The 21,406-nt window shown below is 62.1% G+C and carries 21 protein-coding genes and 1 tRNA gene; 10 read left to right on the plus strand and 12 right to left on the minus strand.

The features are described from left to right. Positions 1–2: 2 nt before the first annotated feature. A complete protein-coding gene (locus tag ASD52_RS23155; RefSeq protein WP_025424554.1) occupies positions 3–779 on the minus strand; it encodes a ComF family protein in 777 nt (258 codons plus the stop codon). A gap of 124 nt (positions 780–903) precedes the next feature. Here ASD52_RS23155 and ASD52_RS23160 point away from each other — a divergent pair, with 124 nt between their 5' ends. Beyond that, the gene (locus ASD52_RS23160) at positions 904–1,782 is read left to right on the plus strand and encodes an SAM-dependent methyltransferase (RefSeq protein ID WP_025424555.1); all 879 of its coding nucleotides are present in this window, start codon (positions 904–906) and stop codon (positions 1,780–1,782) included. A gap of 120 nt (positions 1,783–1,902) precedes the next feature. Here the strand turns inward: ASD52_RS23160 and ASD52_RS36640 are convergent, their stop codons facing one another. The 6 genes from ASD52_RS36640 to ASD52_RS23185 all read right to left on the minus strand — a co-directional run bounded on the left by ASD52_RS36640 (position 1,903) and on the right by ASD52_RS23185 (position 6,228). Continuing rightward, positions 1,903–2,076 carry a Flp family type IVb pilin gene (locus ASD52_RS36640; protein ID WP_063963353.1) on the minus strand — a complete coding sequence of 58 codons (174 nt, stop codon included), beginning with the start codon at positions 2,074–2,076 and terminating at the stop codon, positions 1,903–1,905. Positions 2,077–2,150: 74 nt separating this feature from the next. Continuing rightward, positions 2,151–2,471, minus strand: coding sequence for a hypothetical protein (locus ASD52_RS23165; protein WP_057210232.1), 321 nt, complete (start codon positions 2,469–2,471; stop codon positions 2,151–2,153). Positions 2,472–2,651: 180 nt separating this feature from the next. Next, positions 2,652–3,065 carry an 8-oxo-dGTP diphosphatase MutT gene (gene mutT / locus ASD52_RS23170; RefSeq protein WP_025424557.1) on the minus strand — a complete coding sequence of 138 codons (414 nt, stop codon included), beginning with the start codon at positions 3,063–3,065 and terminating at the stop codon, positions 2,652–2,654. A 3-nt stretch (positions 3,066–3,068) separates the two neighbouring features. Beyond that, positions 3,069–3,824 (minus strand): GNAT family N-acetyltransferase, encoded by a 756-nt coding sequence (locus ASD52_RS23175; protein WP_156613015.1) that lies wholly within the window; start codon positions 3,822–3,824, stop codon positions 3,069–3,071. Between the two features lie 172 nt (positions 3,825–3,996). Beyond that, the gene (argJ, locus tag ASD52_RS23180; RefSeq protein ID WP_025424559.1) at positions 3,997–5,238 is read right to left on the minus strand and encodes a bifunctional glutamate N-acetyltransferase/amino-acid acetyltransferase ArgJ; all 1,242 of its coding nucleotides are present in this window, start codon (positions 5,236–5,238) and stop codon (positions 3,997–3,999) included. A gap of 132 nt (positions 5,239–5,370) precedes the next feature. Further along, positions 5,371–6,228, minus strand: coding sequence for a peptidylprolyl isomerase (locus tag ASD52_RS23185; RefSeq protein ID WP_025424560.1), 858 nt, complete (start codon positions 6,226–6,228; stop codon positions 5,371–5,373). Positions 6,229–6,472: 244 nt separating this feature from the next. Here ASD52_RS23185 and secA point away from each other — a divergent pair, with 244 nt between their 5' ends. The 3 genes from secA to ASD52_RS23200 all read left to right on the plus strand — a co-directional run bounded on the left by secA (position 6,473) and on the right by ASD52_RS23200 (position 12,121). Then, positions 6,473–9,187 carry a preprotein translocase subunit SecA gene (gene secA / locus ASD52_RS23190; RefSeq protein ID WP_025424561.1) on the plus strand — a complete coding sequence of 905 codons (2,715 nt, stop codon included), beginning with the start codon at positions 6,473–6,475 and terminating at the stop codon, positions 9,185–9,187. Between the two features lie 241 nt (positions 9,188–9,428). Further along, on the plus strand, positions 9,429–10,850 hold the full coding sequence (locus ASD52_RS23195; protein ID WP_038575631.1) for a lipopolysaccharide biosynthesis protein: 1,422 nt from the start codon (positions 9,429–9,431) through the stop codon (positions 10,848–10,850). Beyond that, positions 10,847–12,121: a GNAT family N-acetyltransferase gene (locus tag ASD52_RS23200; protein WP_025424563.1), complete on the plus strand. Its 1,275-nt coding sequence runs from the start codon at positions 10,847–10,849 to the stop codon at positions 12,119–12,121. The genes ASD52_RS23195 and ASD52_RS23200 overlap by 4 nt, the downstream gene beginning before the upstream one ends. A gap of 6 nt (positions 12,122–12,127) precedes the next feature. On the opposite strand, the gene ASD52_RS23205 is transcribed toward ASD52_RS23200, so the two are convergent. Together ASD52_RS23205 and ASD52_RS23210 are read right to left on the minus strand one after the other, a co-directional pair. Further along, positions 12,128–13,777 (minus strand): AMP-binding protein, encoded by a 1,650-nt coding sequence (locus tag ASD52_RS23205; protein WP_057210239.1) that lies wholly within the window; start codon positions 13,775–13,777, stop codon positions 12,128–12,130. Positions 13,778–14,031: 254 nt separating this feature from the next. Beyond that, positions 14,032–14,116 (minus strand) — tRNA-Leu (locus tag ASD52_RS23210). A 324-nt stretch (positions 14,117–14,440) separates the two neighbouring features. On the opposite strand from ASD52_RS23210, the gene ASD52_RS23215 reads away from it, so the two are divergent. Continuing rightward, positions 14,441–14,950 carry a disulfide bond formation protein B gene (locus ASD52_RS23215; RefSeq protein ID WP_025424620.1) on the plus strand — a complete coding sequence of 170 codons (510 nt, stop codon included), beginning with the start codon at positions 14,441–14,443 and terminating at the stop codon, positions 14,948–14,950. Between the two features lie 117 nt (positions 14,951–15,067). Here ASD52_RS23215 and ASD52_RS23220 read toward each other — a convergent pair whose 3' ends face one another. Beyond that, positions 15,068–15,625: an HNH endonuclease gene (locus tag ASD52_RS23220; RefSeq protein ID WP_025424621.1), complete on the minus strand. Its 558-nt coding sequence runs from the start codon at positions 15,623–15,625 to the stop codon at positions 15,068–15,070. 107 nt (positions 15,626–15,732) lie between these two features. Continuing rightward, positions 15,733–16,380: a DNA-3-methyladenine glycosylase gene (locus ASD52_RS23225; protein ID WP_025424622.1), complete on the minus strand. Its 648-nt coding sequence runs from the start codon at positions 16,378–16,380 to the stop codon at positions 15,733–15,735. A 54-nt stretch (positions 16,381–16,434) separates the two neighbouring features. Here ASD52_RS23225 and gluQRS point away from each other — a divergent pair, with 54 nt between their 5' ends. Further along, positions 16,435–17,325: a tRNA glutamyl-Q(34) synthetase GluQRS gene (gene gluQRS, locus ASD52_RS23230; RefSeq protein ID WP_025424623.1), complete on the plus strand. Its 891-nt coding sequence runs from the start codon at positions 16,435–16,437 to the stop codon at positions 17,323–17,325. A 6-nt stretch (positions 17,326–17,331) separates the two neighbouring features. Here gluQRS and ASD52_RS23235 read toward each other — a convergent pair whose 3' ends face one another. Further along, positions 17,332–18,213 (minus strand): YihY/virulence factor BrkB family protein, encoded by an 882-nt coding sequence (locus ASD52_RS23235; RefSeq protein WP_025424624.1) that lies wholly within the window; start codon positions 18,211–18,213, stop codon positions 17,332–17,334. Positions 18,214–18,396: 183 nt separating this feature from the next. Here ASD52_RS23235 and ASD52_RS23240 point away from each other — a divergent pair, with 183 nt between their 5' ends. The 4 genes from ASD52_RS23240 to ASD52_RS23255 all read left to right on the plus strand — a co-directional run bounded on the left by ASD52_RS23240 (position 18,397) and on the right by ASD52_RS23255 (position 20,984). Then, complete coding sequence (locus tag ASD52_RS23240) at positions 18,397–19,230, plus strand: SDR family oxidoreductase (RefSeq protein WP_025424625.1); 834 nt, start codon at positions 18,397–18,399, stop codon at positions 19,228–19,230. A 23-nt stretch (positions 19,231–19,253) separates the two neighbouring features. Continuing rightward, on the plus strand, positions 19,254–19,457 hold the full coding sequence (locus ASD52_RS23245; RefSeq protein ID WP_025424626.1) for a twin transmembrane helix small protein: 204 nt from the start codon (positions 19,254–19,256) through the stop codon (positions 19,455–19,457). A 16-nt stretch (positions 19,458–19,473) separates the two neighbouring features. Beyond that, positions 19,474–20,052, plus strand: coding sequence for a cob(I)yrinic acid a,c-diamide adenosyltransferase (locus ASD52_RS23250; protein WP_025424627.1), 579 nt, complete (start codon positions 19,474–19,476; stop codon positions 20,050–20,052). 137 nt (positions 20,053–20,189) lie between these two features. After that, entirely contained in the window at positions 20,190–20,984 is a 795-nt protein-coding gene (locus ASD52_RS23255; protein ID WP_025424628.1) for a rhomboid family intramembrane serine protease, read from the plus strand. Positions 20,985–21,406 lie beyond the last annotated feature (422 nt).

Raw genomic sequence — 21,406 nt, forward strand, 5'->3', positions numbered from 1 at the left:
TGTCATATAAGACCGGACATGGCTCTTGCAAAGGTTAAAACCGTGACGTGGCCGGCCCCCGCCCGCTTCAGCGCGCGGGTCGCGGCCGAAACGGTGGCGCCGGTGGTATAGACATCATCGACGAGAACGATGCGTTTTCCGACGAGACCTTGCTTGCCGCTTTCGGTGACGGCAAAGGCGCCGCGAACATTGTCTTCACGCGCCTTGGCGCCGAGCCCGACCTGCTTGGTCGTGCGCCTGATCCGGCGAAGCGTTGTCGGCAGGTAGGGCCGCCCGGACAGTGCGGCGACGGAACGGGCAAGCTCTGCCGCCTGGTTGTATTTGCGCCCCCAGAGCCTGAAGGCATGCAGCGGCACCGGGATGATCGCATCCGCGGAGGCGACGGCACCATCGCTCGCCCGGACCATCCATTCCGCCATCATCGGAGCAAGATCGGTGCGGTCCCGATATTTCAGCCCATGCACGAGTTCACGCGCGATGCCTTCGTGGATCGCAACGGAGCGCAGGCGGTCGAACACCGGCGGATCGGCGATCGCCTCGGGCGACACCGTTCCCTCGCCGTGATCATGGGCAAACGGCAGGCCGAGGATTTCGCAGTAGGGCCGCTCGAGCAGTTGAAGCGTCGACCAGCAGGGCGCACAGACGGCCCGGTGACGACCCATCAGGCGTCCACAACCGCAGCAGACGGGCGGGTATACGACGTCGATGAGATCAACGCCGATCCGCCGCAGAAAGGCCAGGCAATCCGCCAGGCCAAATTGCCGCTCTTCCCAGTTCATGAGGTTGACTTTGCCGTCGTGTGGGTTTCTTTGCAGGACGCTGTAGCACTTTGAAATTCTGCATGTTTACTCCCTTAATCGGTTTCGATCCGGGGAAGCAATCATGCTGCCGGAGCAGAGTACCGTGGAAATCATCTTTGACCAGAGCCTTGTCGAGGCCCACCGTCGCCGGGCGCTGCGCAATGCCGACCCCAAGGCAGCCTTCCTCCTCGATATCGTCGCACAGGAGCTGGCCGACCGTGTCAGCGTCGTCGAGCGACAGTTCGACAGGGCTATGGAATTGCACGGCTACACTGGCGCAACAGCCCTTCGGCTTCTGGAAACCGGCAAGGTCGGAACGGTCGAGCGGGTGGAAACGGATCCAGGCTTCGGCACGACCGCCATGCCGGTCGCGATTGCGCCACTCGAGCGCATCCCGGCCGAGCCCGAGACACTCAATCTTCTCGTCTCCCCGCTGTCGCTGCATCTCACCAACGACACGCCCGGCGCCTTCATCCAGGCGCGCCGATCGCTGAAGCCGGACGGGTTGTTCCTGGCAGCTATTCCCGGCAATGGAACGCTGAACGAGTTGCGCGAGGCGTTGCTTGCCGCCGAGGCCGAGCTGACCGGGGGCGCAAGCCCGCGCGTCGTTCCCTTCGCCGACGTTCGCGACATGGGCGCATTGCTGCAGCGGGCGGGCTTTGCCCTGCCGGTGGCGGACGCAGAGACCTATACGGTGCGCTACGATTCGCTCTTCGCGCTGATCCGGGATTTGCGGGCGATGGGCATGACCAGCCCGCTTACAGCGCGCAGCCGGACACCCGTGTCCCGGCGCTTTTTCCTGAGGGCTGCGGAAATCTATGCCGAGCGCTTCTCCGACCCGGACGGCCGCATCCGCGCGACCTTCTCCGTCGTCTACCTCTCAGGCTGGGCACCGCACGAAAGCCAGCAGAAACCGCTGAAGCCGGGCTCTGCCAAACAGCGGCTGTCGGAGGCTCTTGGGACGAAGGAAAGACCGGTCTAGGAGCATTTCCAGGAAAAGTGCCAGCGGTTTTCCGCCAGGAAATGCGTAAAAACAAAGAGGTGGCGCGCTCTGCGACCTCGTCCAAAGCGGAAACGCGCTAAGCGTCCGGTCCGATCAACGTCAACTCATTGCGTTCTGGAATGTCGTTGTCAACAGCTCGAAGATGGCCGTAAGCGCTGCCTGTATCTGCTCCATTCCGAGAAGCAGGCTGACAGAAATGATCGCTGCGATGAGACCGTACTCGATCGCTGTGGCCGCGCTTCTATCGCGAATAAGGCGCTTCAACGTGTCCATAGGTCCCCAGCCCGGTTGGAACTCACTTCCCGACCGGCAGACACGCAAGGAACCAGTCCGACGCGCCGCCCGGATCAGCAGCCACTCTTGCTGCCGTCGGCATCGATGATGCAGACCGCACCCGGCATTTCCTGAAGCACGCTGCGGCGCACGGTATAGCGCTTGGTGGTGCCGTTCGAGGGGATAGAGCCGGTCGAAATATTGTCGTAGTCCACCGGCGTGTTCGCCAGCATGCGCTTGTCCGTCTTCGAGGACAGCATCGGTGTCAGGATCAACGTCAGTGCAATCACCGCTGTTCCAAACAGCAGCGACAGATTGAGCACGCCTGTCCGGCGGGACTGGCTCGTCGCCATGTCCTTCTCCTGAACCGTCCTCCAGAAATCGTCGTCTACCATCCAAGCCTCACAAACGCAGAAGGTGCGGCGAACGGGAGCATCCTTCCCAAGCTTCGTTTGCCACATTGTCCGAAACCGATACGCCGCTCGCTGAACGTTACGCACCGAAACTGAATTGAAGTTATCTTTGCGGGAGGGAGATAAACGATCGATTAATAATCGGTCGGTTTTTGGGTAGGTTCAGAGCAAATCCATAAGAAATGGGATGAGCGGCTCATCGGCAGGAGGCATCGGGTAGTCGCGCAGTGCCTTGGAGCGCACCCATTTGATCGCCTGGCCCTCCCGCCCAATCGCCACGCCTTCATAGCGACGGCAGACATAGAGCGGCATCAGCAGGTGAAAATCGTCGTAGGTATGGCTGGCAAAGGTCAGCGGCGCCAGGCAGGCAACCTTGGTCTGGATGCCGAGTTCTTCGTCCAGTTCGCGGATCAGCGTTTCCTCCGGCGTCTCGCCGGGCTCCACCTTGCCGCCGGGAAATTCCCAGAGGCCGGCAAGCGATTTGCCCTCAGGACGCTGCGCCAGCAGGATGCGGCCATCAGAATCCACCAAGGCGCAAGCCGCGACGAGAACGATCTTCTTTCCGATAGCGTCCATCATTCAAGCTTTCGGCGTGCGGTAGAGATAGCTGTAGACATCGCGGAAACCGGCGCTGCGATAAAGCGCCAACGCCGCCTCGCTGGTTGCCTCGACCTGTAGCCATGCCTTCTTGGCGCCGCGCAGGCGCGCCCAGCGCAACGAAACGTCGAGCATGGCTTTGCCCAGCCCCTGTCGACGGAAATGCTCATCAACGGCAAACAGCATGATGCCCGCGAGATCGTTGTCCTGAACGACGAGCGATACCGCCGTCGGCCCGCTTTCCACGTCCTCGAACAGGAACAGCCCGCTCTCCGGCTTGATCGAATTGATGATCTCGGCCAGTGCCGCCTTGGTCTTGGGGTCTTCCTTGCCGATGCGGATGCGTGCGTTGACGAAGCGGCCGACGTCCTTGATCGGCAGATGGTCAATGCCATCACCAAAGTCGCGCTCGGCGATATCAGCCATCATCACGGTGCTATGGGAGAAGGCGGTCCAGCCTTCGGCATCCATGTGGGCGATCAGTTGCGGCGGCGTCAGCGGCGTCTGTCGCACGGTCAGAGGCCGGTCGTAGTCGGCAAAGCGCCTGGCAGCCTTTTCCAATCGAACAGGGATGTCGCGGTAATCGGAGGGATCGAGCGGGTTGACCGAATTGAGACGCTTGGAATCGTGGCCAGCATTCAGCCGGATCAGCCAGCTGCCGTCATAATGGACCGACGCCGCCGGCCAGGCGCGAAAGCCGACGGCCTCAAGCCGCCGTACGCTCGGAAGATCAACCATCCGCTTGTCCTTGCCTTCAGCCGCGGCATCGCCTGCGGACGGCTGGGTCTCGATCGATGTCATCTGCTTACCCCCAACAGGCCAAACCAATTACCGACAATGCGAGCAGCTTTGGGAGCTGCAAGCCCCGGGGGAGCTGCAAGCCCCGGGGAAAAGACTGCGCGCGAAGACGTCAGCTTCTGTAGTCGCCGTTGATCTCGACATATTCCTTGGTGAGGTCGCAGGTAAAGACCGTCGCACGTCCGGCACCAAGCCCGATATCGACGCGGATCGGGATATCCTGCGCCTTCATGACCGCCGTGGCGGCGGCTTCCGAATAGGTAGGATCGCGCTCGCCCTCGACGGCGACCCGCACATCGCCGAACCAGATGGCCAGCCGGTCGCGCTCGGCCATCTCGCCGGACTTGCCGACGGCCATGACAACGCGTCCCCAATTGGCGTCCTCACCCGCAACCGCGGTCTTGACCAGCGGCGAATTGGCGATCGAAAGCGCGATGCGCTTCGCGGCCGCGTCGTTCTCGGCACCCTCCACCGTAACGGCAACCATCTTGCGCGCACCTTCGCCGTCGCGAACGACCTGGAGAGCCAGATCGCGCAACAGATCGTTGAGGGCCGCCCGGAAGGCGTCGAGCTTCGCATCGGAAGCATCCGTCACTTTCCGCTGGCCATCGCCGGCAGCAGCACCGGTCGCAAACAGCATCAGGGTGTCGGACGTCGACGTGTCGCTATCAACGGTAACCGAATTGAACGTCGGGCCGACTCCGGCCGAAAGCAGCGCCTGCAGCGCCGCTGGCGCGATGTCGGCGTCGGTAACGACGAAGGAGAGCATCGTCGCCATGTCAGGCGCAATCATGCCAGCACCCTTGGCGATGCCATTGATCGTCACCTTCACGCCGTCGATCTCTGCGCTGCGGGTGGCGACCTTCGGATAGGTGTCCGTGGTCATGATCGCCTTGGCGGCCTCGAACCAGAAGTCTTCGCGGCCGGCAGCGGCGAGATCGTCGAGCACGCCTGCGAACTTCGTCGCGTCCAGCGGTTCGCCGATGACGCCGGTCGAGGCCAGAAACACCTCACTCTCGGCGCAACCGGCAGCCTTCGCCGCCGATTTCGCGGTCAGTTCCGTCGCGTCGCGGCCCTTCTTGCCGGTGAAGGCATTGGCATTGCCGGAATTGACGACAACCGCACGCGCAACGCCGCCGCCAAGGCTCTGGCGGCAGAAGTCGACAGGCGCTGACGGGCACTTGGAGCGGGTGAACACGCCGGCAACAGCCGCAGGCTTGTCGAAAACCATCATCAGCACGTCGGTACGGTTCTTGTACTTGATGCCGGCGGCGGCAGTTGCCATGCGAACACCGCGCAAGGCGGGCATTTCGGCAAAGGTTTTCGGAGCGAGCGGAGAGACGGAACCGGACATGGGAAACCTGCGTGAAGAACGTGGGGTCAAGGTGGCGTTGCGACAAATGCCCGAGCGGCTTTCGGGCCGTCGGGCATCGACAAGAAACGTAGATCGGCGAGCCTTGCCTAAAGCACAACCCGCCGGTCGAAATTACTTGGCTTCCTGCGCCTTGTTGGCCTCGTCGTAGGCCTTCTTCAGAGCCGGATCGGAAATCTCGACACCGGCGTCCTTCTTGGCAGCAGTAAGAAGCTCAACGTATTTGTCGCGCATGACAAGCTGACGAACCTGCGGCTCGACCTGCTCCAGCGCCGGCGGGGCCTGCGGACGCTTGTCCTCGACCAGGATGACATGGAAGCCGAATTGCGTCTTCACCGGCGTCTTGGTGTAGGCGCCCTTATCGAGCGTGAACACGACGGCGTCGAATTCAGGAACCATGCGGCCCTTGGTGAAGTAGCCGAGGTCACCGCCGTCATCCTTGTTCGGATCGGAGGACTTGGCCTTGGCCAGCTCGACGAAGCTCTTGCCGGCGTCGAGTTCCTTGATGATTTCCTTGGCCTCTTCCTCGGTCTTGACGAGGATATGACGTGCCTTGATTTCTTCCTGCACCGGAACCGCGGCGATTTCCTTGTCGTAGCGTGCCTTCACCTCTTCCTTGGTGATCGCGTCGACGACGTGCTTCTTGAAGAAGGCGTTGTGCAGTTCGCGCTCGGTCAGGTAGGCCAGACGCTGCTTGAAGGCCGCGTCGTCCTGAAGGCCTTCCTTCTCGGCCGTCTTCGACAGAAGCTTGACGTCGATGACAGCCGAAAGTGCTGCGGCGCGCTTCTGCTCTTCCGGCATCTGCTGCAGCTGCGGGTCGAGACCACCAAGGGCGAGGTTGAGCTCGGACTGGCGCACTTCTTCGCCACCGACCGTGGCGATGACAGGGTCCGCATCTTCGGCGCGCGCGACACCATGAACGGCGATCGCCGCAACCAGTGCCGCAGCGGCCAGGGTCTTAAACTTCGACATGCTCGTAACCTTTCACCTTTGGCCGTCAACGCGATTGCATTGGGCTCGTAGCGGCTGAACACCACCAGAATGTGGCGGTTCTGTAGCCGTCCAGCCACGCAAGTGCGTTGACATAATTCGACCCCCCTCTTATCTGTCACGCAACCTCGCGTCCAGAACAGTTTCCGGGCGTTTCACGGCATTGCGCGGTTTTGACGGTGCGGCCAGTGGAACCCAAGGCAACAAAAAAGAAAGGACCATTCATATGGTCAGTCTCGGCGGCCTAGCCCGCAAGTTGTTTGGCTCCTCCAACGAACGCCGTGTGCGTGGCTACAAGGCCAGAGTGGATGCCATCAACGCTCTTGAAGCCGATATGAAGGCTTTGTCGGATGAGGCACTCGCCGCCAAGACCGTGGAGTTCCGCCAAGAGTTCGCAGACGGCAAGACGCTCGACGATCTGCTGGTACCGGCTTTTGCCGTTGCCCGCGAGGCGGCCCGCCGCGTCCTCGGCCTGCGCCCCTTCGATGTGCAGCTGGTCGGCGGCATGATCCTGCATGAGCGCGCCATTGCCGAAATGAAGACCGGCGAAGGCAAGACACTCGTCGCGACCCTGCCCGTCTATCTCAACGCGCTTGCCAGCAAGGGCGTGCACGTTGTCACCGTCAACGACTACCTGGCCCAGCGCGACGCCGCCACCATGGGCCGCGTCTACAGCTTCCTCGGCCTGTCGACCGGCGTGATCGTCCACGGCCTCACCGACGACCAGCGCCACGCGGCCTACGCCTGCGACATCACCTACGCAACCAATAACGAGCTCGGCTTCGACTATCTGCGCGACAACATGAAGTATGAGCGCGCGCAGATGGTCCAGCGCGGCCACTTCTTCGCCATCGTCGACGAAGTGGACTCGATTCTCGTCGACGAAGCGCGCACGCCGCTGATCATTTCCGGCCCGCTCGACGACCGCTCCGATCTCTACAACACGATCAACGAGTTCATTCCGATGCTCTCGCCGGAAGACTACGAGATCGACGAGAAGCAGCGCTCAGCCAACTTCTCCGAAGAAGGCACCGAGAAGCTTGAAAACCTCTTGAAGCAGGCCGGCCTGCTCAAGGGTGAATCGCTCTACGACATCGAAAACGTTGCGATCGTCCACCACGTCAACAACGCGCTCAAGGCCCACAAGCTGTTCCAGCGCGACAAGGACTACATCGTACGCAACGACGAGATCGTCATCATCGACGAGTTCACCGGCCGCATGATGCCGGGCCGCCGCTATTCCGAAGGCCAGCACCAGGCGCTCGAAGCCAAGGAAAAGGTGCAGATCCAGCCCGAGAACCAGACGCTCGCCTCGATCACCTTCCAGAACTATTTCCGCATGTATTCCAAGCTCGGCGGCATGACCGGTACGGCCTCCACCGAAGCAGAAGAATTCGGCAACATCTACGGCCTGGAAGTCATTGAAGTTCCGACCAACCTGCCGATCAAGCGTATCGACGAGGACGACGAAGTCTATCGTACGCAGGGCGAGAAGCTCAAGGCGATCATCGACGAGATCAAGTCGGCGCACGAGCGCGGCCAGCCGATGCTGGTCGGCACCACGTCGATCGAGAAGTCCGAACAGCTTGCCGATCTGCTCAAGAAGTCCGGGTTCGACAACTTCCAGGTGCTGAACGCGCGCTATCACGAGCAGGAAGCCTTCATCGTGGCCCAGGCCGGTGTACCGGGTGCGGTGACGATCGCCACCAACATGGCCGGTCGCGGTACCGACATCCAGCTCGGCGGCAACGTCGACATGCGCATCCAGCAGGAACTCGCAGAGGTCGAGCCCGGCCCCGAGCGCAACGACCGCGAACAGGCGATCCGCGCCGAGGTGCAGCAGCTGAAGGAAAAGGCGCTGGCAGCCGGCGGACTTTATGTTCTCGCCACCGAACGCCACGAAAGCCGCCGTATCGACAATCAGCTGCGCGGCCGTTCCGGCCGTCAGGGCGACCCCGGCCGGTCCAAGTTCTACCTGTCGCTTCAGGACGACCTGATGCGCATCTTCGGCTCCGACCGCATGGACGGCATGCTACAGAAGCTCGGCCTCAAGGAAGGCGAGTCGATCGTCCACCCCTGGATCAACAAGGCGCTCGAGCGTGCGCAGAAGAAGGTCGAAGCCCGCAACTTCGACATCCGCAAAAACCTTCTGAAGTACGACGACGTGCTCAACGACCAGCGCAAGGTGATCTTCGAGCAGCGCATCGAGCTGATGGATGCCGAGAGCGTCACCGAAACCGTCACCGACATGCGCACCGAAGTCATTGAGGACATCGTTTCCAAGCGCATCCCCGAGCGGGCCTATGCCGAGCAGTGGGACGTCGAAGGCCTCAAGGCCGACGTGCAGCAGTACCTCAACCTCGACCTGCCGATCGCCGAATGGGCAGCCGAAGAAGGCATCGACGAGGCGGACATCCTCGAGCGTGTGACGGCGGCCACCGACAAGGCGGTTGCCGACCGTGCCGAGCGTTTCGGTCCCGAGATCATGCAATATGTCGAGCGCTCGGTCATCCTGCAGACACTCGACCACCTCTGGCGCGAACACATCGTCAATCTCGACCATCTGCGTTCGGTCATCGGTTTCCGCGGCTATGCCCAGCGCGACCCGCTGCAGGAATACAAGTCCGAGGCCTTCGAACTGTTCCAGGCCCTGCTCGGCAACCTGCGCCAGGCCGTGACGGCCCAGCTCATGCGCGTCGAATTGGTCCGCGAAGCGGCCGAGGCGCCGCAGCCGGCGCCGCCGCTGATGGAAGGTCACCATATCGACCCTCTGACCGGCGAAGACGATTTCGGTCGCGGCTCCGACTCGCTGCTGGCGGTCGCACCGGCAAACCGCAACCCGGCCGATCCGTCGACCTGGGGCAAGGTCTCGCGCAACGAAGCCTGCCCGTGCGGTTCCGGCAAGAAGTACAAGCATTGCCACGGAATTTACGAAGCCTGATCTGAAGATGCCGCCTCCGGGCGGCATTTTTGTTTGTGGGGCCGCAAAGCGCGCAGACCGCCCTGTCGCCAGGCACAGAGTTGCCCGCTTTGCCGTTCGACCATCGTGCTCACGGCCGGCGATCCAGCAGCATCCGATCGGCCCCTTTCCCTGAGGCAAGGACCCCGACTGAACCGTTTGTTAACGCTGATCTGGCACAACCAAACCCTGTATTGCGTAATCTCAGGGTGTTCTCGTGTTCATGGCGGTATGTCAAACAGCCGGACGAATGCTGCCGTCGGCGCTGCGACACCGCCTGTCTCCGCTCATCGGCGTGCTGGTCGCCGCCCTGACCGAACAGGACCCGAAGAATACGGCGCGACGTATGGCGCTTGTCGCCTTCGTCATCCGCATCCTCAGCGCCGCAATCGCATTCCTCTCCCAGATCATTCTTGCACGCCTGATGGGCGAGTTCGAATACGGCATCTTCGTCTTCGTCTGGGTGTTGGTGATCCTGTTCGGCAACCTGTCCTGCGTCGGCTTCCATTCCGCCGTCATCCGCTTCCTGCCTGAGTATCAGGCAACCTCCGCGCTCGCTGAAATTCGCGGGCTGACGACCACCGCCCGGATCTTTGCGCTGATGTCGGCAAGCACACTGGCCATCGTCGGCTTCCTGGGGTTGTGGCTCTTCGCCGACCGGATCGAGGACTACTATCTCGTTCCGCTCTATCTCGGCCTGTTCACATTGCCGATGATCGCGCTTGGCGATGTGATGGACGGCACCGCCCGCGCCCATGGCTGGCCGCTTTCGGCAATGAGCCCGACATTCATCATTCGCCCGCTGCTTGTGCTCGGTTTCATGGTGCTGGCAACAACGATGGGCGAGCCGCATACGGCGCCGACCGCCATCGCGGCAGCCATGGCCGCCGCCTATGTCACGACCGTCAGCCAATTCCTCGCCCTCACCTGGCGCCTGCGTTCGCGCTATGTCAGCGGCCCGCTTCGCATCGAAATGGGACGATGGCTCAAGGTCGCGGTGCCGATCTTCCTGATCGACGGCTTTGGCTTCCTGCTCACCAATTCCGACGTCGTCATCGTCGGCGTCTATCTCAAGCCCGACGATGTCGCGGTCTATTTCGCCGCCGCCAAGACGATGGCGCTGGTGCACTTCGTCATGTTCGCAGTCAAGGCGGCCGCCGGCCCACGGATTGCAGGCGCCATGGCCGCACGCGACCGCAGGCAATTGGCAGGCATCGCCGTCGAAAGCGCGCGCTGGGCATTCTGGCCGTCGCTCATGGTCGGCGCAGCGGTCCTGCTTGCCGGCCCCTTCCTGCTCTCGCTCTTCGGTCCCGCTTTCCTCGGCGGGCTGCCGCTGATGGCCATCCTCTTTGCCGGCATCATGGCCAAGGCCTTCATCGGACCTGCCGAAATCCTGCTGACGATGGCCGGCCAGCAGATGCTCTGCGTGATCCTTTACGCCGGCGCACTGGTGGCCAACATCACGCTAAACTTGTGCCTCATTCCACTTTTCGGACTAACCGGTGCTGCATTTGCAACCGCCGGTGCTATGTTCGTCGAGGCTATGCTGCTTCATTTCGCCGTAAGGCGCACCTTTGGCTTCGCACTCTTCGCTTTCGCAAGCGGGCGTTCGAGCCATGACAACAACGGGGCGATCCATCCATGATCGGCAATACCAATCTTCCCGCTGACGCAGACGATAGGGCTGCTCGCATTCTTGGCGGGCTGGCACCGATGGGCCACTCCCATCCGCAGGCCGAGCACATGCTCGAGGTCGGGCGCCCCGGACGGCATCTTTCGATCTACCCGGCCAAGGCCGGCTACGAATTGCAGCGTGAGCTCGACTTCCTGTCGAACCGGGCGCTTGAGCCGAACGTGTTCTTCACCGGCCATTTCCTGGCGCCGGCGATGCCCAGGCTCGAGGAACGCGTGATCCGGCTGGCCATCATAAGGGACAATGACGAGCGCCGCAGCCGCATGCGCTTCCTGATGCCGTATTCGATCGAGAAGCCCGGTTTTTCGATTGGCGCCTCGATCATCCGCGCCTGGTCCAATCCCTTCGGTCCGCTTGGCGTGCCGCTGCTCGATGCCGAAGACGCCGCCGAAACCATCGACAACCTGTTCGAGGCCCTGACCAATCCGTCGGCAAGCCTCCCCCCGGTTCTCGTGCTGCCGGATCTACGCCTCAAGGGCAAGTTCGCGCAGCTGGCGCGCGCCGTCGCCATCGGCCGGAACCTGCCGCTGACGGTAACCGACACGTTCAGCCGGCCGATGCTCGAAAGCCTGCTCGACGGTCCGACTTATCTGAAGAAATCGATCAGCCCGGCACATTTCCGCGAATTGCGACGCCAATGGAATCAGCTGGAAAAACGCGGGCAGCTTGCCTATTCGGTCGCGCGCCAGCCGAGCGAGATCCGCATTCGCATGGAGGAGTTCCTTGCGCTGGAAGCGTCCGGCTGGAAGGGTCGCGAGCGGAGCGCCATGGTGCTGGACCGGTTCCGCGCAGCCTTTGCCCGCGAGGCAATCACCAACCTCGCCGAAGCAGACAGCGTCCGCATCCACACGCTCGATCTCGACGGCAAGGCGATCGCCTCGATGGTGGTGTTCCTGATGTCGGGCGAGGCCTATACATGGAAGACGGCCTACGACGAACGTTACGCGAAGTTTTCGCCCGGCAAGCTGCTGCTGGCGGAGCTGACCGAATGGCACCTCGATGACGCCAACATCGCCCGCTCGGATTCCTGCGCCGTTCCCGACCACCCGATCATGAGCCGCTTCTGGCAGGAACGCGAAGAGATGGGAACACTCGTCATCGGCCTGCAGCAGACGCGCGACCGCGACGTCCGCCAGGTCGCTGCCCAGCTGCACCTCTACCGCAACACCCGCAACATGGCGCGGATGCTGCGCGAAAAGATCAAGGCGCTCGCCGGGCGGTGACCTCGTTCAGGCCGAGGGTGAGTGCGGCGGCTCCGCCGCTGCCCGCTCGCGCAGGAACCGGCGAATGACCTTGCCCGATGTCGTCAGCGGCAGGCTGTCTACGAAGGCGATCTCGCGCGGATATTCGTGCATCGACAGCCGCGTCTTCACCCAGTCGCGGACGGACTGGGCCGTCTTTTCGTCGCCAGCCACACCCGGTCTCAGAACGACATAGGCCTTGACGATTTCCGTGCGCAGCGCGTCGGGCTTTCCGACGGCCGCGGCCAGCTGCACATCCGGATGGCCGGCAAGGCAGTCCTCGATCTCTCCAGGACCGATGCGATAGCCCGAAGAGGTGATCACGTCGTCATCGCGCCCGAAGAAGGTGAAATAACCTTCGCCGTCCATCACGCCCTGGTCGCCGGTTGTCATCCAGTCGCCGATGAACTTTGCTTCGGTGGCCTTGTCGTTCTTCCAGTAGCCGAGAAACATCACCGGATCCGGCCGTCGGATCGCCACCTGGCCGACGGCTCCCGCCGGCAACTCCCGGCCGTCGGCATCGATGATCGCCACGCGATGCCCCGGCGCCGCCTTGCCCATCGAGCCAGGCTTTACCACACCGAGATCAGCGGCGGACGAAATGACGATGTTGCACTCCGTCTGGCCATAGAACTCGCTGACATCGAGGCCGAGCGCGGCCCTGGCCCATTCGAAGGTTTCGCGCCCGAGCGCCTCGCCGGCCGAGCCGATGGTTCTGAGGTTGAGACGATATCGCTCGCGTGGCATTTCGATCGCCTTCATCAGCCGCAGCGCCGTCGGCGGAATGAAGGCGTTGCGGACATCCATCTCTTCCAGAATGCGAAAGGCGGTGTCCGGATCGAACTTCTGCGCCGGTGACGAGACGACGGGGACGCCGAGCAGCAGCGAAGGCAAGAGCGCGTTCAGCAATCCGCCCGCCCAGGCCCAGTCCGCAGGCGTCCACATCCGATCACCCGGTTGCGGCAGGAAATGATGGTGAAACTGAAACCCCGGCAGATGGCCGAGCAGCACCCGGTGGCCATGCAGCGCGCCCTTGGGCGGCCCTGTCGTCCCTGAGGTGTAGATCATCAATGCCGCATCGTCGGGCGTGGTATCGGCGGCAACAAAACCATCGGCATCGCCTGAGGCAAGGTCGGTGAAGTCGAGCGTGCCGGGAACGCGTTCGGCGCCGGCCAGCACGACCAGCCGTAGATCCGGCAGCCGGTCACGGATGGCCGCGACCCGCTCATGACCGAAAGCATTGGTGACGATTGCCGCAGCACCTGCGTCCAGCAGGCGGTACTCCAACGCCTCTACTCCAAACAGCAGGGCCAGCGGCAGGGCGATCGCGCCGAGCTTGTAGATGGCGGCGTGCGCGATGGCAGCCTCGAACCCTTGTGGCAACAATATCGCCACCCGGTCCCCCGGCCTGATCCCCTGGCGTTCAAGCCCGCGCGCGAAGGCCGAGGATTGCTGGGAGAAGGCGCCGTAAGTCAGCGTTCGATGGCCGCCATCCGGGTTGAAATGCTGAAGGCAGATGCGCTCCGGCTCTTTTGCCGCCCAGGCATCGCTCACCGCGACGCCGATGTTGAACTTCTCGGGGATCTGCCACTGGAAAGCGCCGTAGAGTTCGTCGTAATTCTCGATTGTCGGTAACATGGCCCCGCCGCAACAGACTTCTGCTGCACTGCACCTAACATCTTCGCCCGCCTCTGTTCAATGACCCGGCATGACGAGGGCGACCTCACTGTCTATGTCAGCGCCACGATTGCAGGCCCGAGGATGGTCAGCAGGATGTTGCCGATGGCGCCCCTGTTGCAGTGGCTCGCATCAAGCGGGCAGTAGACAGATTCGCCACTCACGGACGTCAAAGATGGGATGCGGGATCGACCGGTGCGGGAAAAACTGAGTGATGGTGCCCCATGCCGGGGTCGAACCAGCACTCCTTTCGGAACTCGATTTTGAGTCGAGCGCGTCTACCAATTCCGCCAATGGGGCTCAGGGATATAAGATATCAGCGGCTGGGATTTACACGAAGGTTTTTGCCGTGGTCAACCATCAATTTCAACGAAAGCACGTCGCCCAAAAGTGTGCACCGGTTTTGCGACTACGGCATGCACAAAAGCAGGAACGCAAACGTGCGGCAAGCGATCCCAAGAGATCGCGACACGGCTTGGCGGAGCGACAATCACGAAAGCGTGCAAACATGACGCAGAGGACGCGATTTACAGCACGCGCCGTCGCACCTAAGAAGGCCTTATTCAGTTGCAATGCAGCATATGCCGGATACTGATCCGTTATGCTTTCCAGCATGAGGTACGCATGATCGACGCTTCCACCGCTACCCGCCACCACCTGTTCATCGCCGTTCTCCTGACGCTCGGCATGGCGGCGACCGTCGGCGGTGCGCTCGGTTTCGAGCATATCGGCGGATATATCCCCTGTGCGCTCTGCCTGCTGCAGCGCGATCCCTACTACTACGGCATTCCGCTCGGCATTCTGGCTGTTATCACCAGCGCCTTGAAGCTGCCGACCTGGACGACGCGCACCCTGCTTCTGGCGATCGGCATCCTGATGCTCGTCGGCGCCGGCATGGGCGTCTATCACTCGGGCGCCGAATGGGGCTTCTGGGAAGGTCCGTCGACCTGCGCCACGACAGCGCAGGGCGTATCGTCCAATGTCGGCGATCTCCTGGGCGACCTCGATTCCAAGCACGGCCCGTCCTGCACCGAGGCGGCGCTTCGGGTGCTCGGCTTGTCCTTTGCCGGTTGGAACGTGATTGCCAGCCTGATCTTTGCAGCGATCGCCTTGCGCGGCGCCGCAAAGGCCTGATCTGCGAGGCCGGAACGGCCGACCCAAAAGTAACGCCGCATGATGAAGGATCACGCGGCGTGCTCCATGCCCCAGCTCAGGGCCGGACTTCGTCCAGAAAGCAATGGTCCAAATGCCTCAGGGCTGCAGTTCGACATCCCAGTAGAGATAGTCCATCCAGCTTTCATGCAGGTGGTTCGGCGGGAAAAGCCGGCCATTGTTGTGCAGGTCCTGCACCGTTGGCTGGTAGGGCCTCTGGTGCGGGAACATGCCGGCCTGCTTCGGCAGCTTGCTGCCCTTGCGCAAATTGCAGGGCGAGCAGGCCGCAACGACGTTTTCCCAGGTCGTCTGGCCACCATGGGCGCGGGGCACCACGTGGTCGAAGGTCAGGTCGTCGGGCGTGCCGCAATACTGGCATTCGAACTTGTCGCGCAGGAAGACGTTGAACCGGGTGAACGCCGGATGACGCGACGGCTGCACGTAGCTCTTGAGGCAAACCACGCTCGGCAACCGCATCGAGAAGCTGGGCGAGGAGACCGAATGCTCGTATTCCGCAAGGATAATCACACGGTCAAGGAAGACGGCCTTGATCGCGTCCTGCCAGGACCAGAGCGACAAGGGGTAATAACTCAGCGGCCGATAGTCAGCGTTCAAGACGAGCGCTGGTAAGGCCTGCGGTGAGACTGCAATCGTCAAGCGTATTCTCCTGATCGATTCGGCATCTGCACCTTCTATATTAGGCCCGTTGCAACAGGATTGTGAAGCCGGAAAGAAAAAAGCGAACAACGGATTCGCTTTTTCCTTCAAGGTGTCACAGGAACAGCATCCCGCCGCATTTCTTGGGCGTAATAGGCCCAGAACAGACGTGCCGCGACGCTGCGCCAAGGCGCCCAGGACGCGGCCAGCGAATCAATCTCGCGGGCGGTCGGGCGCAGTTCGAGACCGAGCCCGTGGCCGATCGCGTTCTGAAGCGCGACATCGCCGGATGGAAAGACATCCGGATGCCCGGCACAAAACAAGAGATAGACCTCCGCCGTCCAGCGGCCGACGCCCTTGATGGTCGTCAGCTCGCGGATCGCCTCCGGGGCTTCGACATTGCAGATCGCGTCGAGGTCGATTTCGCCGGCAACGACCACCTGCGCAACCCGCCTCAGCGCATCGGCCTTGGCGCGGGAAAGCCCGATCGCCCGGCAATCCTCGTCGCTGAGCGTCAGGGCGGCAGGTGCGGTAATCTCGCCGAGCGAGGCTTCCATGCGTTTCCAGATCGCCGCAGCGCTTGCCTTCGATACCATCTGCGACACGATGATGCTGGCGATACCACGATAGCCTGGGTCGGTTCGCCTGAGCGGCACCGGCCCGGCCCTGGCCACGACATGTTCGAGACGGGCGTCGAGCATCATCAGGCCGGCAAGCCCCGCCTCGATGTCCTCATGTGTTCGGATGATCCGCATGGCGCCTCCAAAAAGCGGATGATTTTTATACCGCTTCCATGCCAAAGGGAAACGATGGCAGACACGTCATCCACGCAACCCGTTTTCCGTTTCGCACCGAGCCCGAACGGCCTTTTGCATCTGGGCCACGCGCTGTCGGCAATCCTCAACCACGATATGGCAAAAGCGTCGGGCGGACGGTTCCTGTTGCGCATCGAGGATATCGACCGGACGCGCTGCCATCCGCAATTCGAGGCCGCGATCTCTAGCGATCTCGCCTGGCTCGGGCTTGAATGGGAACAGCCGGTGCGCCGGCAATCGGACCACCTCGACCTATATGCGTCCGCACTCCAGCGGCTGAACGACATGGGCCTCGTCTATCCCTCGGTCCTGTCACGCGGCGAGATCAAGGCGGCGGTTGCCGATGCCGAAGCCCGCGGCAATGCCTGGCCGCGCGATCCGGACGGCGCGCCGCTCTACCCAGAGCGCGAGCGCGATCTGGGGGCCGATGCGCGCAATGCCATCGTTGCCGGCGACAAGCCCCATGCCTGGCGGCTGGACATGAAAAAGGCGGTGCTTGCGGCGGGCGCACCGCCGCTGACCTGGCAGGAAACCGGCAGCGGGCCAGATGGAGAGACGGGCCTCATAACGGCGGATCCGGCGGCCTGGGGCGACATCATCCTGTCGCGCTCCGATGCGCCGTCGAGCTACCATCTGTCTGTTATCGTCGACGATGCACTGCAAGGCATAACGCACGTGGTGCGCGGCCGCGACCTTTATCATGCAACCGCGGTGCACCGCCTGCTGCAGCGGCTGCTGGACCTGCCGGAGCCGGTCTACCACCATCACCGCCTGCTGCTCGGCGCCGACGGCCGCAAGCTTTCCAAGAGCAATCGTGACACTGGCATCTCGGCCTTCCGCGAGGCCGGCCGCTCGCCGGCCGACATCCGTGCTTTGGTCCTCTGATGGAATTCAGTCCTCGGTAGTGCGGGGGCTCTGGAAGCTGCGCCGCACCATGCGCTTGACCCGGTATTTGAGGATCGCCGCATTGATCTCTGCGCCGATGATGAAGATCGCCGCGACCATATAGAGGAACACCAGTACGATCATGATCGAAGCGAGACCGGCATAGGTCGAGACATAGGTCGCAAAGGTCGAAAGATAATAGGCGAAGGTGTAGCCGCCGATCGTCCAGCAGAGCAGCGTCAAGAAAATACCGGGCAGCACGTCAATCACTTTGCGGTGACCGTCCGGTAGCCAGAGATGCGACACCAGGAGCCCGCCCGTCACCACGACCAGGGCCAGTGGCAGACTCCAGTTGTCGACGGTTGCCAGCACGCCGTCGAGCCAGGGCAGCCATTCGCCGGCATAACGAAGCGCCAGCGGCACGGCGACGAGCAGGATGCTCAGCGCCGCCAGGATCAGCACCCCGGCAATCACAAACCCGAGGCTGGCAAGGCGCGTCACATACCAGTAGCGGCTTTCCGTCACCCGGTAGGCGCGGTTGAGCGAGACCCGCAAGGCCTCGACCCCATTCGAGGCGAAATAGGCGGCCGCGAGCACCGAAACGGTCAACAGGCCGCCACGCGGAATGGTCAACACCTGGACGATCTCGTTGGCGATCGGGGTAGCGATCGATTCCGGCCAGGCGTCGAAAATGAGATGGACCGCAGTCTCGGCAAACTGATCGGCACCAAGGAAGCTGCCGAGCGCCGTGCCGAAAATCAGGAAGGGGAAGACAGCAAGCAGGGACGAAAGCGCCACATGGCTCGCCATGGCCCAGCCGTCGTCCAGACTGAAGTGCCATAGCGCATCGAACACGACTTTCCAGGTGATGCGAATAAACGCTGGCATTTCCACTCCGGCCCAGTGGCGCCGCCGTCGCGTGCCTTCGCATGCGGATCCTGCGGCGCCGTTCCATGGCATTGACGCTCGTCCGACCGCGACAGCGTACACGGGTTTCGGCTCGCGCAATTCAATTGTATCCCGCCGATGAATATGGGAAACGGGGGCAGGATTGCTACAGGAATCGACAGGATGTCCGATCGTCCCACAATCATTGTCACCGGTTGTTCATCCGGGATCGGCGCCCATTGCGCCCACGCGCTGCATGCGGACGGCTGGCGGGTGTTTGCGACCGTGCGCCGTGACGAAGATCGAGGCGCCCTTGAAAGCCAAGGCATCGAGACCTTCCTGATGGACTATACCAAGCCGGAAACGATCGCCGCCCTGGTCGAAGCGGTGATGGCGCGCTCGGGCGGGCGCATCGATGCGCTGTTCAACAACGGCGCCTACGGCCAAGCCGGCGCGGTCGAGGACCTGCCGACCGAGGCGCTCCGGCTGCAGCTCGAAACCAATGTCATCGGCTGGCACGACCTGACGCGCCGGGTGATCCCCGCCATGCGGGCGCGCGGAAGCGGCCGCATCGTGCAATGCTCCTCCATCCTCGGCATTGTGCCCTACCGCTGGCGCGGCGCCTATAACGCATCGAAGTTTGCGATCGAGGCGCTGTCGCTGACCCTGAGAATGGAACTCGCCGGAAGTGGCATCAAGGTCAGCCTGATCGAGCCGGGGCCGATCGCCTCGAAATTCACCGCCAATGCCGTGACCTATATCGAGCGCTTCATCGACCTGAAGAATTCGGTCCACCGCGCCGAGTACGAGCGGCAGATGCGTCGCCTGAAAGGCGAGAGCAAACCGGTCGCGGGCAAGCTTGGACCGGATGCCGTATATGCAGTCCTAAAGCACGCGCTGGCGGCAAAGAGACCGAAACCGCACTATATTGTAACAAGGCCCGCCAAGCAGGGCGCGTTCCTGAAGAAGCTCCTGCCGGCAGCATTGTTTTACCGCATTATCGGCCGACTCGGCTGAGTGAAAACGCAAGGGAGCATTCGATGTCCAGTTTCGTCACCGGCCTGACCCTGTTCGTCATGGGGCTGGTCGTCATCGTTCTGATCCGCGGCCTCTTGAACATGATGAGGGGTGGCAGCAGCAGCAAATCCAACAAGCTGATGCAGGCCCGTGTACTGCTGCAGGCAGTCGCGATCGTATTGATCATGCTGACGCTATGGATCACCGGCGGCGGCCGCCCCGCCTAAGGAACGTGACGACACCATGGTCAAGCTCAACAAGATCTACACCCGGACGGGCGACAACGGCACCACCGGGCTCGTCTCCGGTCCGCGCCGCCTGAAGAGCGATCTCAGGGTCGATGCCTATGGCGCAGTCGACGAGACCAACGCCTTTGTCGGGCTTGCCCGGCAACACACCGCCGATGTCGCCGATCTCGATGCCACCTTGATGCGGATCCAGAACGATCTCTTCGATCTCGGCGCCGATCTCGCGACACCCGACACCGGCGAGAAGCCGGAATACGAGCCGCTTCGCATCGTCGCAAGCCAAGTCACCTGGCTCGAAACCGAAATCGATCGGCTGAACGCCGATCTCGAACCCCTGCGCTCCTTCGTTCTGCCGGCCGGCAGCGCCGCATCGGCCGCACTGCATGTGGCGCGAACCGTCGCCCGGCGTGCCGAACGGCAGATGGTGGCACTTGCCCAGCTCGAAGCCGAAATCGTCAGCCGCGAGGCGATCGCATATATCAACCGGCTGTCGGATTTCCTGTTCGTCGCCGCCCGTTGGGCAAACGACAAGGGCCATGCCGACGTCCTTTGGATTCCCGGCAAAAACAGATAACGTTTCCCCACTGCACAATCTCACCCTTAAGTCGGGCTCGATTAAAAGGTGAGACTGTGCAGTAAAACAAAGTGTTACGGCGACCATTGCGCGTCTGGACAGGCGCGGCGCCGTAGAATCACGCTTCGGGAGACCGCATGTTCATACCGCTTCACGATAAGAACACCCTGAAGCACATCAAGGTTCAGTATGTGACGATCAGCCTGATTGTCATCAACATCGTTGTTTGGCTGATAACCGGGCCGATCGCCACGGAAGAGTTCGCCAACGCGACGCTTCTGGGCTTCGGCTATATCCCGGCGCTCATCTTCGATTATGCCCAGCTCGATCCGTCGCTGATCATCGTGCCCGACGGTTTCACCTTCATCACCTATTCCTTCCTGCATGGCGGCTTCATGCATCTGGCGATGAACATGCTGTTTCTCTGGGTGTTCGGCGACAATGTCGAAGATGCGCTCGGGCACTTTCGCTTTCTGCTGTTCTACCTTGCCTGTGCCGCTGCCGGGGCCTTGGCCCATGGCCTGTTCGACCCGGCATCGGAAGCGCCTCTGATCGGCGCATCGGGTGCGATCTCCGGCGTGGTCGCCGCCTATTTCCTGTTGCATCCGAAGGTGCGCGTCTGGGTGCTGGTGTTTTTCCGCATCCCCCTGCCCCTGCCGGCGGCCATTCCGCTCGCCTTCTGGATCGGGCAGCAATTCTTCATGCTGGTGGTCGATCCGGGCAGCGGCGTCTCGTGGAGCGCCCATGTCGGCGGCATCGTTGCCGGGCTTGTCCTCGTGGTCATTTTGCGACGCCGCGGCGTGCCGCTCTTCGACCGGACGATCGTCACGCCGCGCGCCGTCGAGCATAAGGTGGAGTCCGTCGTCGTCACGCCGCAACCCACGCCGGAAACGCGGAAGCCGCCGACACCCTGGGGTCGACCAACCGTTTGAAACCGCCGGCTTGGCATTTCCAGCGCCCCGGTTTCGTCACCATTTCAAAGGCTTGATCGTCGCCGCATGATCGCGAAAGAACCGTCATGCCGCATCTGCGAAGAGGTCTTGTCAGCTCACTTTCTTACGTGTACGTAAACGTTATTCCAATTCTCGGGATTATATCGATTTAGCGTCATGCACAGTGATTGTAATTGGAGAAAAAACGCGTATCGATGTCGCCAACCGACAATCAGGCGGCTCCGTTAAGGCGCATTTTCCTGCGAAAGCTCTTGGAGGGAAGAATCCATGAAAATACTTGTGACGGTCAAGCGGGTGGTTGACTACAACGTCAAGATCCGGGTGAAGGCTGACGGCTCGGGTGTCGAGCTTGCCAACGTGAAGATGTCGATGAACCCGTTCGACGAGATCTCGGTGGAAGA

This window comes from Ensifer sp. Root142, from assembly GCF_001426785.1.
GTDB classification, from domain to species: domain Bacteria; phylum Pseudomonadota; class Alphaproteobacteria; order Rhizobiales; family Rhizobiaceae; genus Ensifer; species Ensifer canadensis.

Excerpts from the sequence above, each read along its gene's own strand:
- ASD52_RS23255 (WP_025424628.1), top strand. The coding sequence starts at position 20,190 with ATGTTCATACCGCTTCACGATAAGAACACCCTGAAGCACATCAAGGTT.
- ASD52_RS23185 (WP_025424560.1), bottom strand. The coding sequence starts at position 6,228 with ATGTCGAAGTTTAAGACCCTGGCCGCTGCGGCACTGGTTGCGGCGATC.
- ASD52_RS23165 (WP_057210232.1), bottom strand. The coding sequence starts at position 2,471 with ATGGTAGACGACGATTTCTGGAGGACGGTTCAGGAGAAGGACATGGCG.
- ASD52_RS23200 (WP_025424563.1), top strand. The coding sequence starts at position 10,847 with ATGATCGGCAATACCAATCTTCCCGCTGACGCAGACGATAGGGCTGCT.
- ASD52_RS23240 (WP_025424625.1), top strand. The coding sequence starts at position 18,397 with ATGTCCGATCGTCCCACAATCATTGTCACCGGTTGTTCATCCGGGATC.
- ASD52_RS23175 (WP_156613015.1), bottom strand. The coding sequence starts at position 3,824 with ATGGTTGATCTTCCGAGCGTACGGCGGCTTGAGGCCGTCGGCTTTCGC.
- ASD52_RS23215 (WP_025424620.1), top strand. The coding sequence starts at position 14,441 with ATGATCGACGCTTCCACCGCTACCCGCCACCACCTGTTCATCGCCGTT.
- ASD52_RS23205 (WP_057210239.1), bottom strand. The coding sequence starts at position 13,777 with ATGTTACCGACAATCGAGAATTACGACGAACTCTACGGCGCTTTCCAG.
- ASD52_RS23235 (WP_025424624.1), bottom strand. The coding sequence starts at position 18,213 with ATGCCAGCGTTTATTCGCATCACCTGGAAAGTCGTGTTCGATGCGCTA.
- mutT (WP_025424557.1), bottom strand. The coding sequence starts at position 3,065 with ATGGACGCTATCGGAAAGAAGATCGTTCTCGTCGCGGCTTGCGCCTTG.
- ASD52_RS23250 (WP_025424627.1), top strand. The coding sequence starts at position 19,474 with ATGGTCAAGCTCAACAAGATCTACACCCGGACGGGCGACAACGGCACC.
- secA (WP_025424561.1), top strand. The coding sequence starts at position 6,473 with ATGGTCAGTCTCGGCGGCCTAGCCCGCAAGTTGTTTGGCTCCTCCAAC.
- ASD52_RS23155 (WP_025424554.1), bottom strand. The coding sequence starts at position 779 with ATGAACTGGGAAGAGCGGCAATTTGGCCTGGCGGATTGCCTGGCCTTT.
- ASD52_RS23245 (WP_025424626.1), top strand. The coding sequence starts at position 19,254 with ATGTCCAGTTTCGTCACCGGCCTGACCCTGTTCGTCATGGGGCTGGTC.
- argJ (WP_025424559.1), bottom strand. The coding sequence starts at position 5,238 with ATGTCCGGTTCCGTCTCTCCGCTCGCTCCGAAAACCTTTGCCGAAATG.
- ASD52_RS36640 (WP_063963353.1), bottom strand. The coding sequence starts at position 2,076 with ATGGACACGTTGAAGCGCCTTATTCGCGATAGAAGCGCGGCCACAGCG.
- ASD52_RS23195 (WP_038575631.1), top strand. The coding sequence starts at position 9,429 with ATGGCGGTATGTCAAACAGCCGGACGAATGCTGCCGTCGGCGCTGCGA.
- gluQRS (WP_025424623.1), top strand. The coding sequence starts at position 16,435 with ATGGCAGACACGTCATCCACGCAACCCGTTTTCCGTTTCGCACCGAGC.
- ASD52_RS23225 (WP_025424622.1), bottom strand. The coding sequence starts at position 16,380 with ATGCGGATCATCCGAACACATGAGGACATCGAGGCGGGGCTTGCCGGC.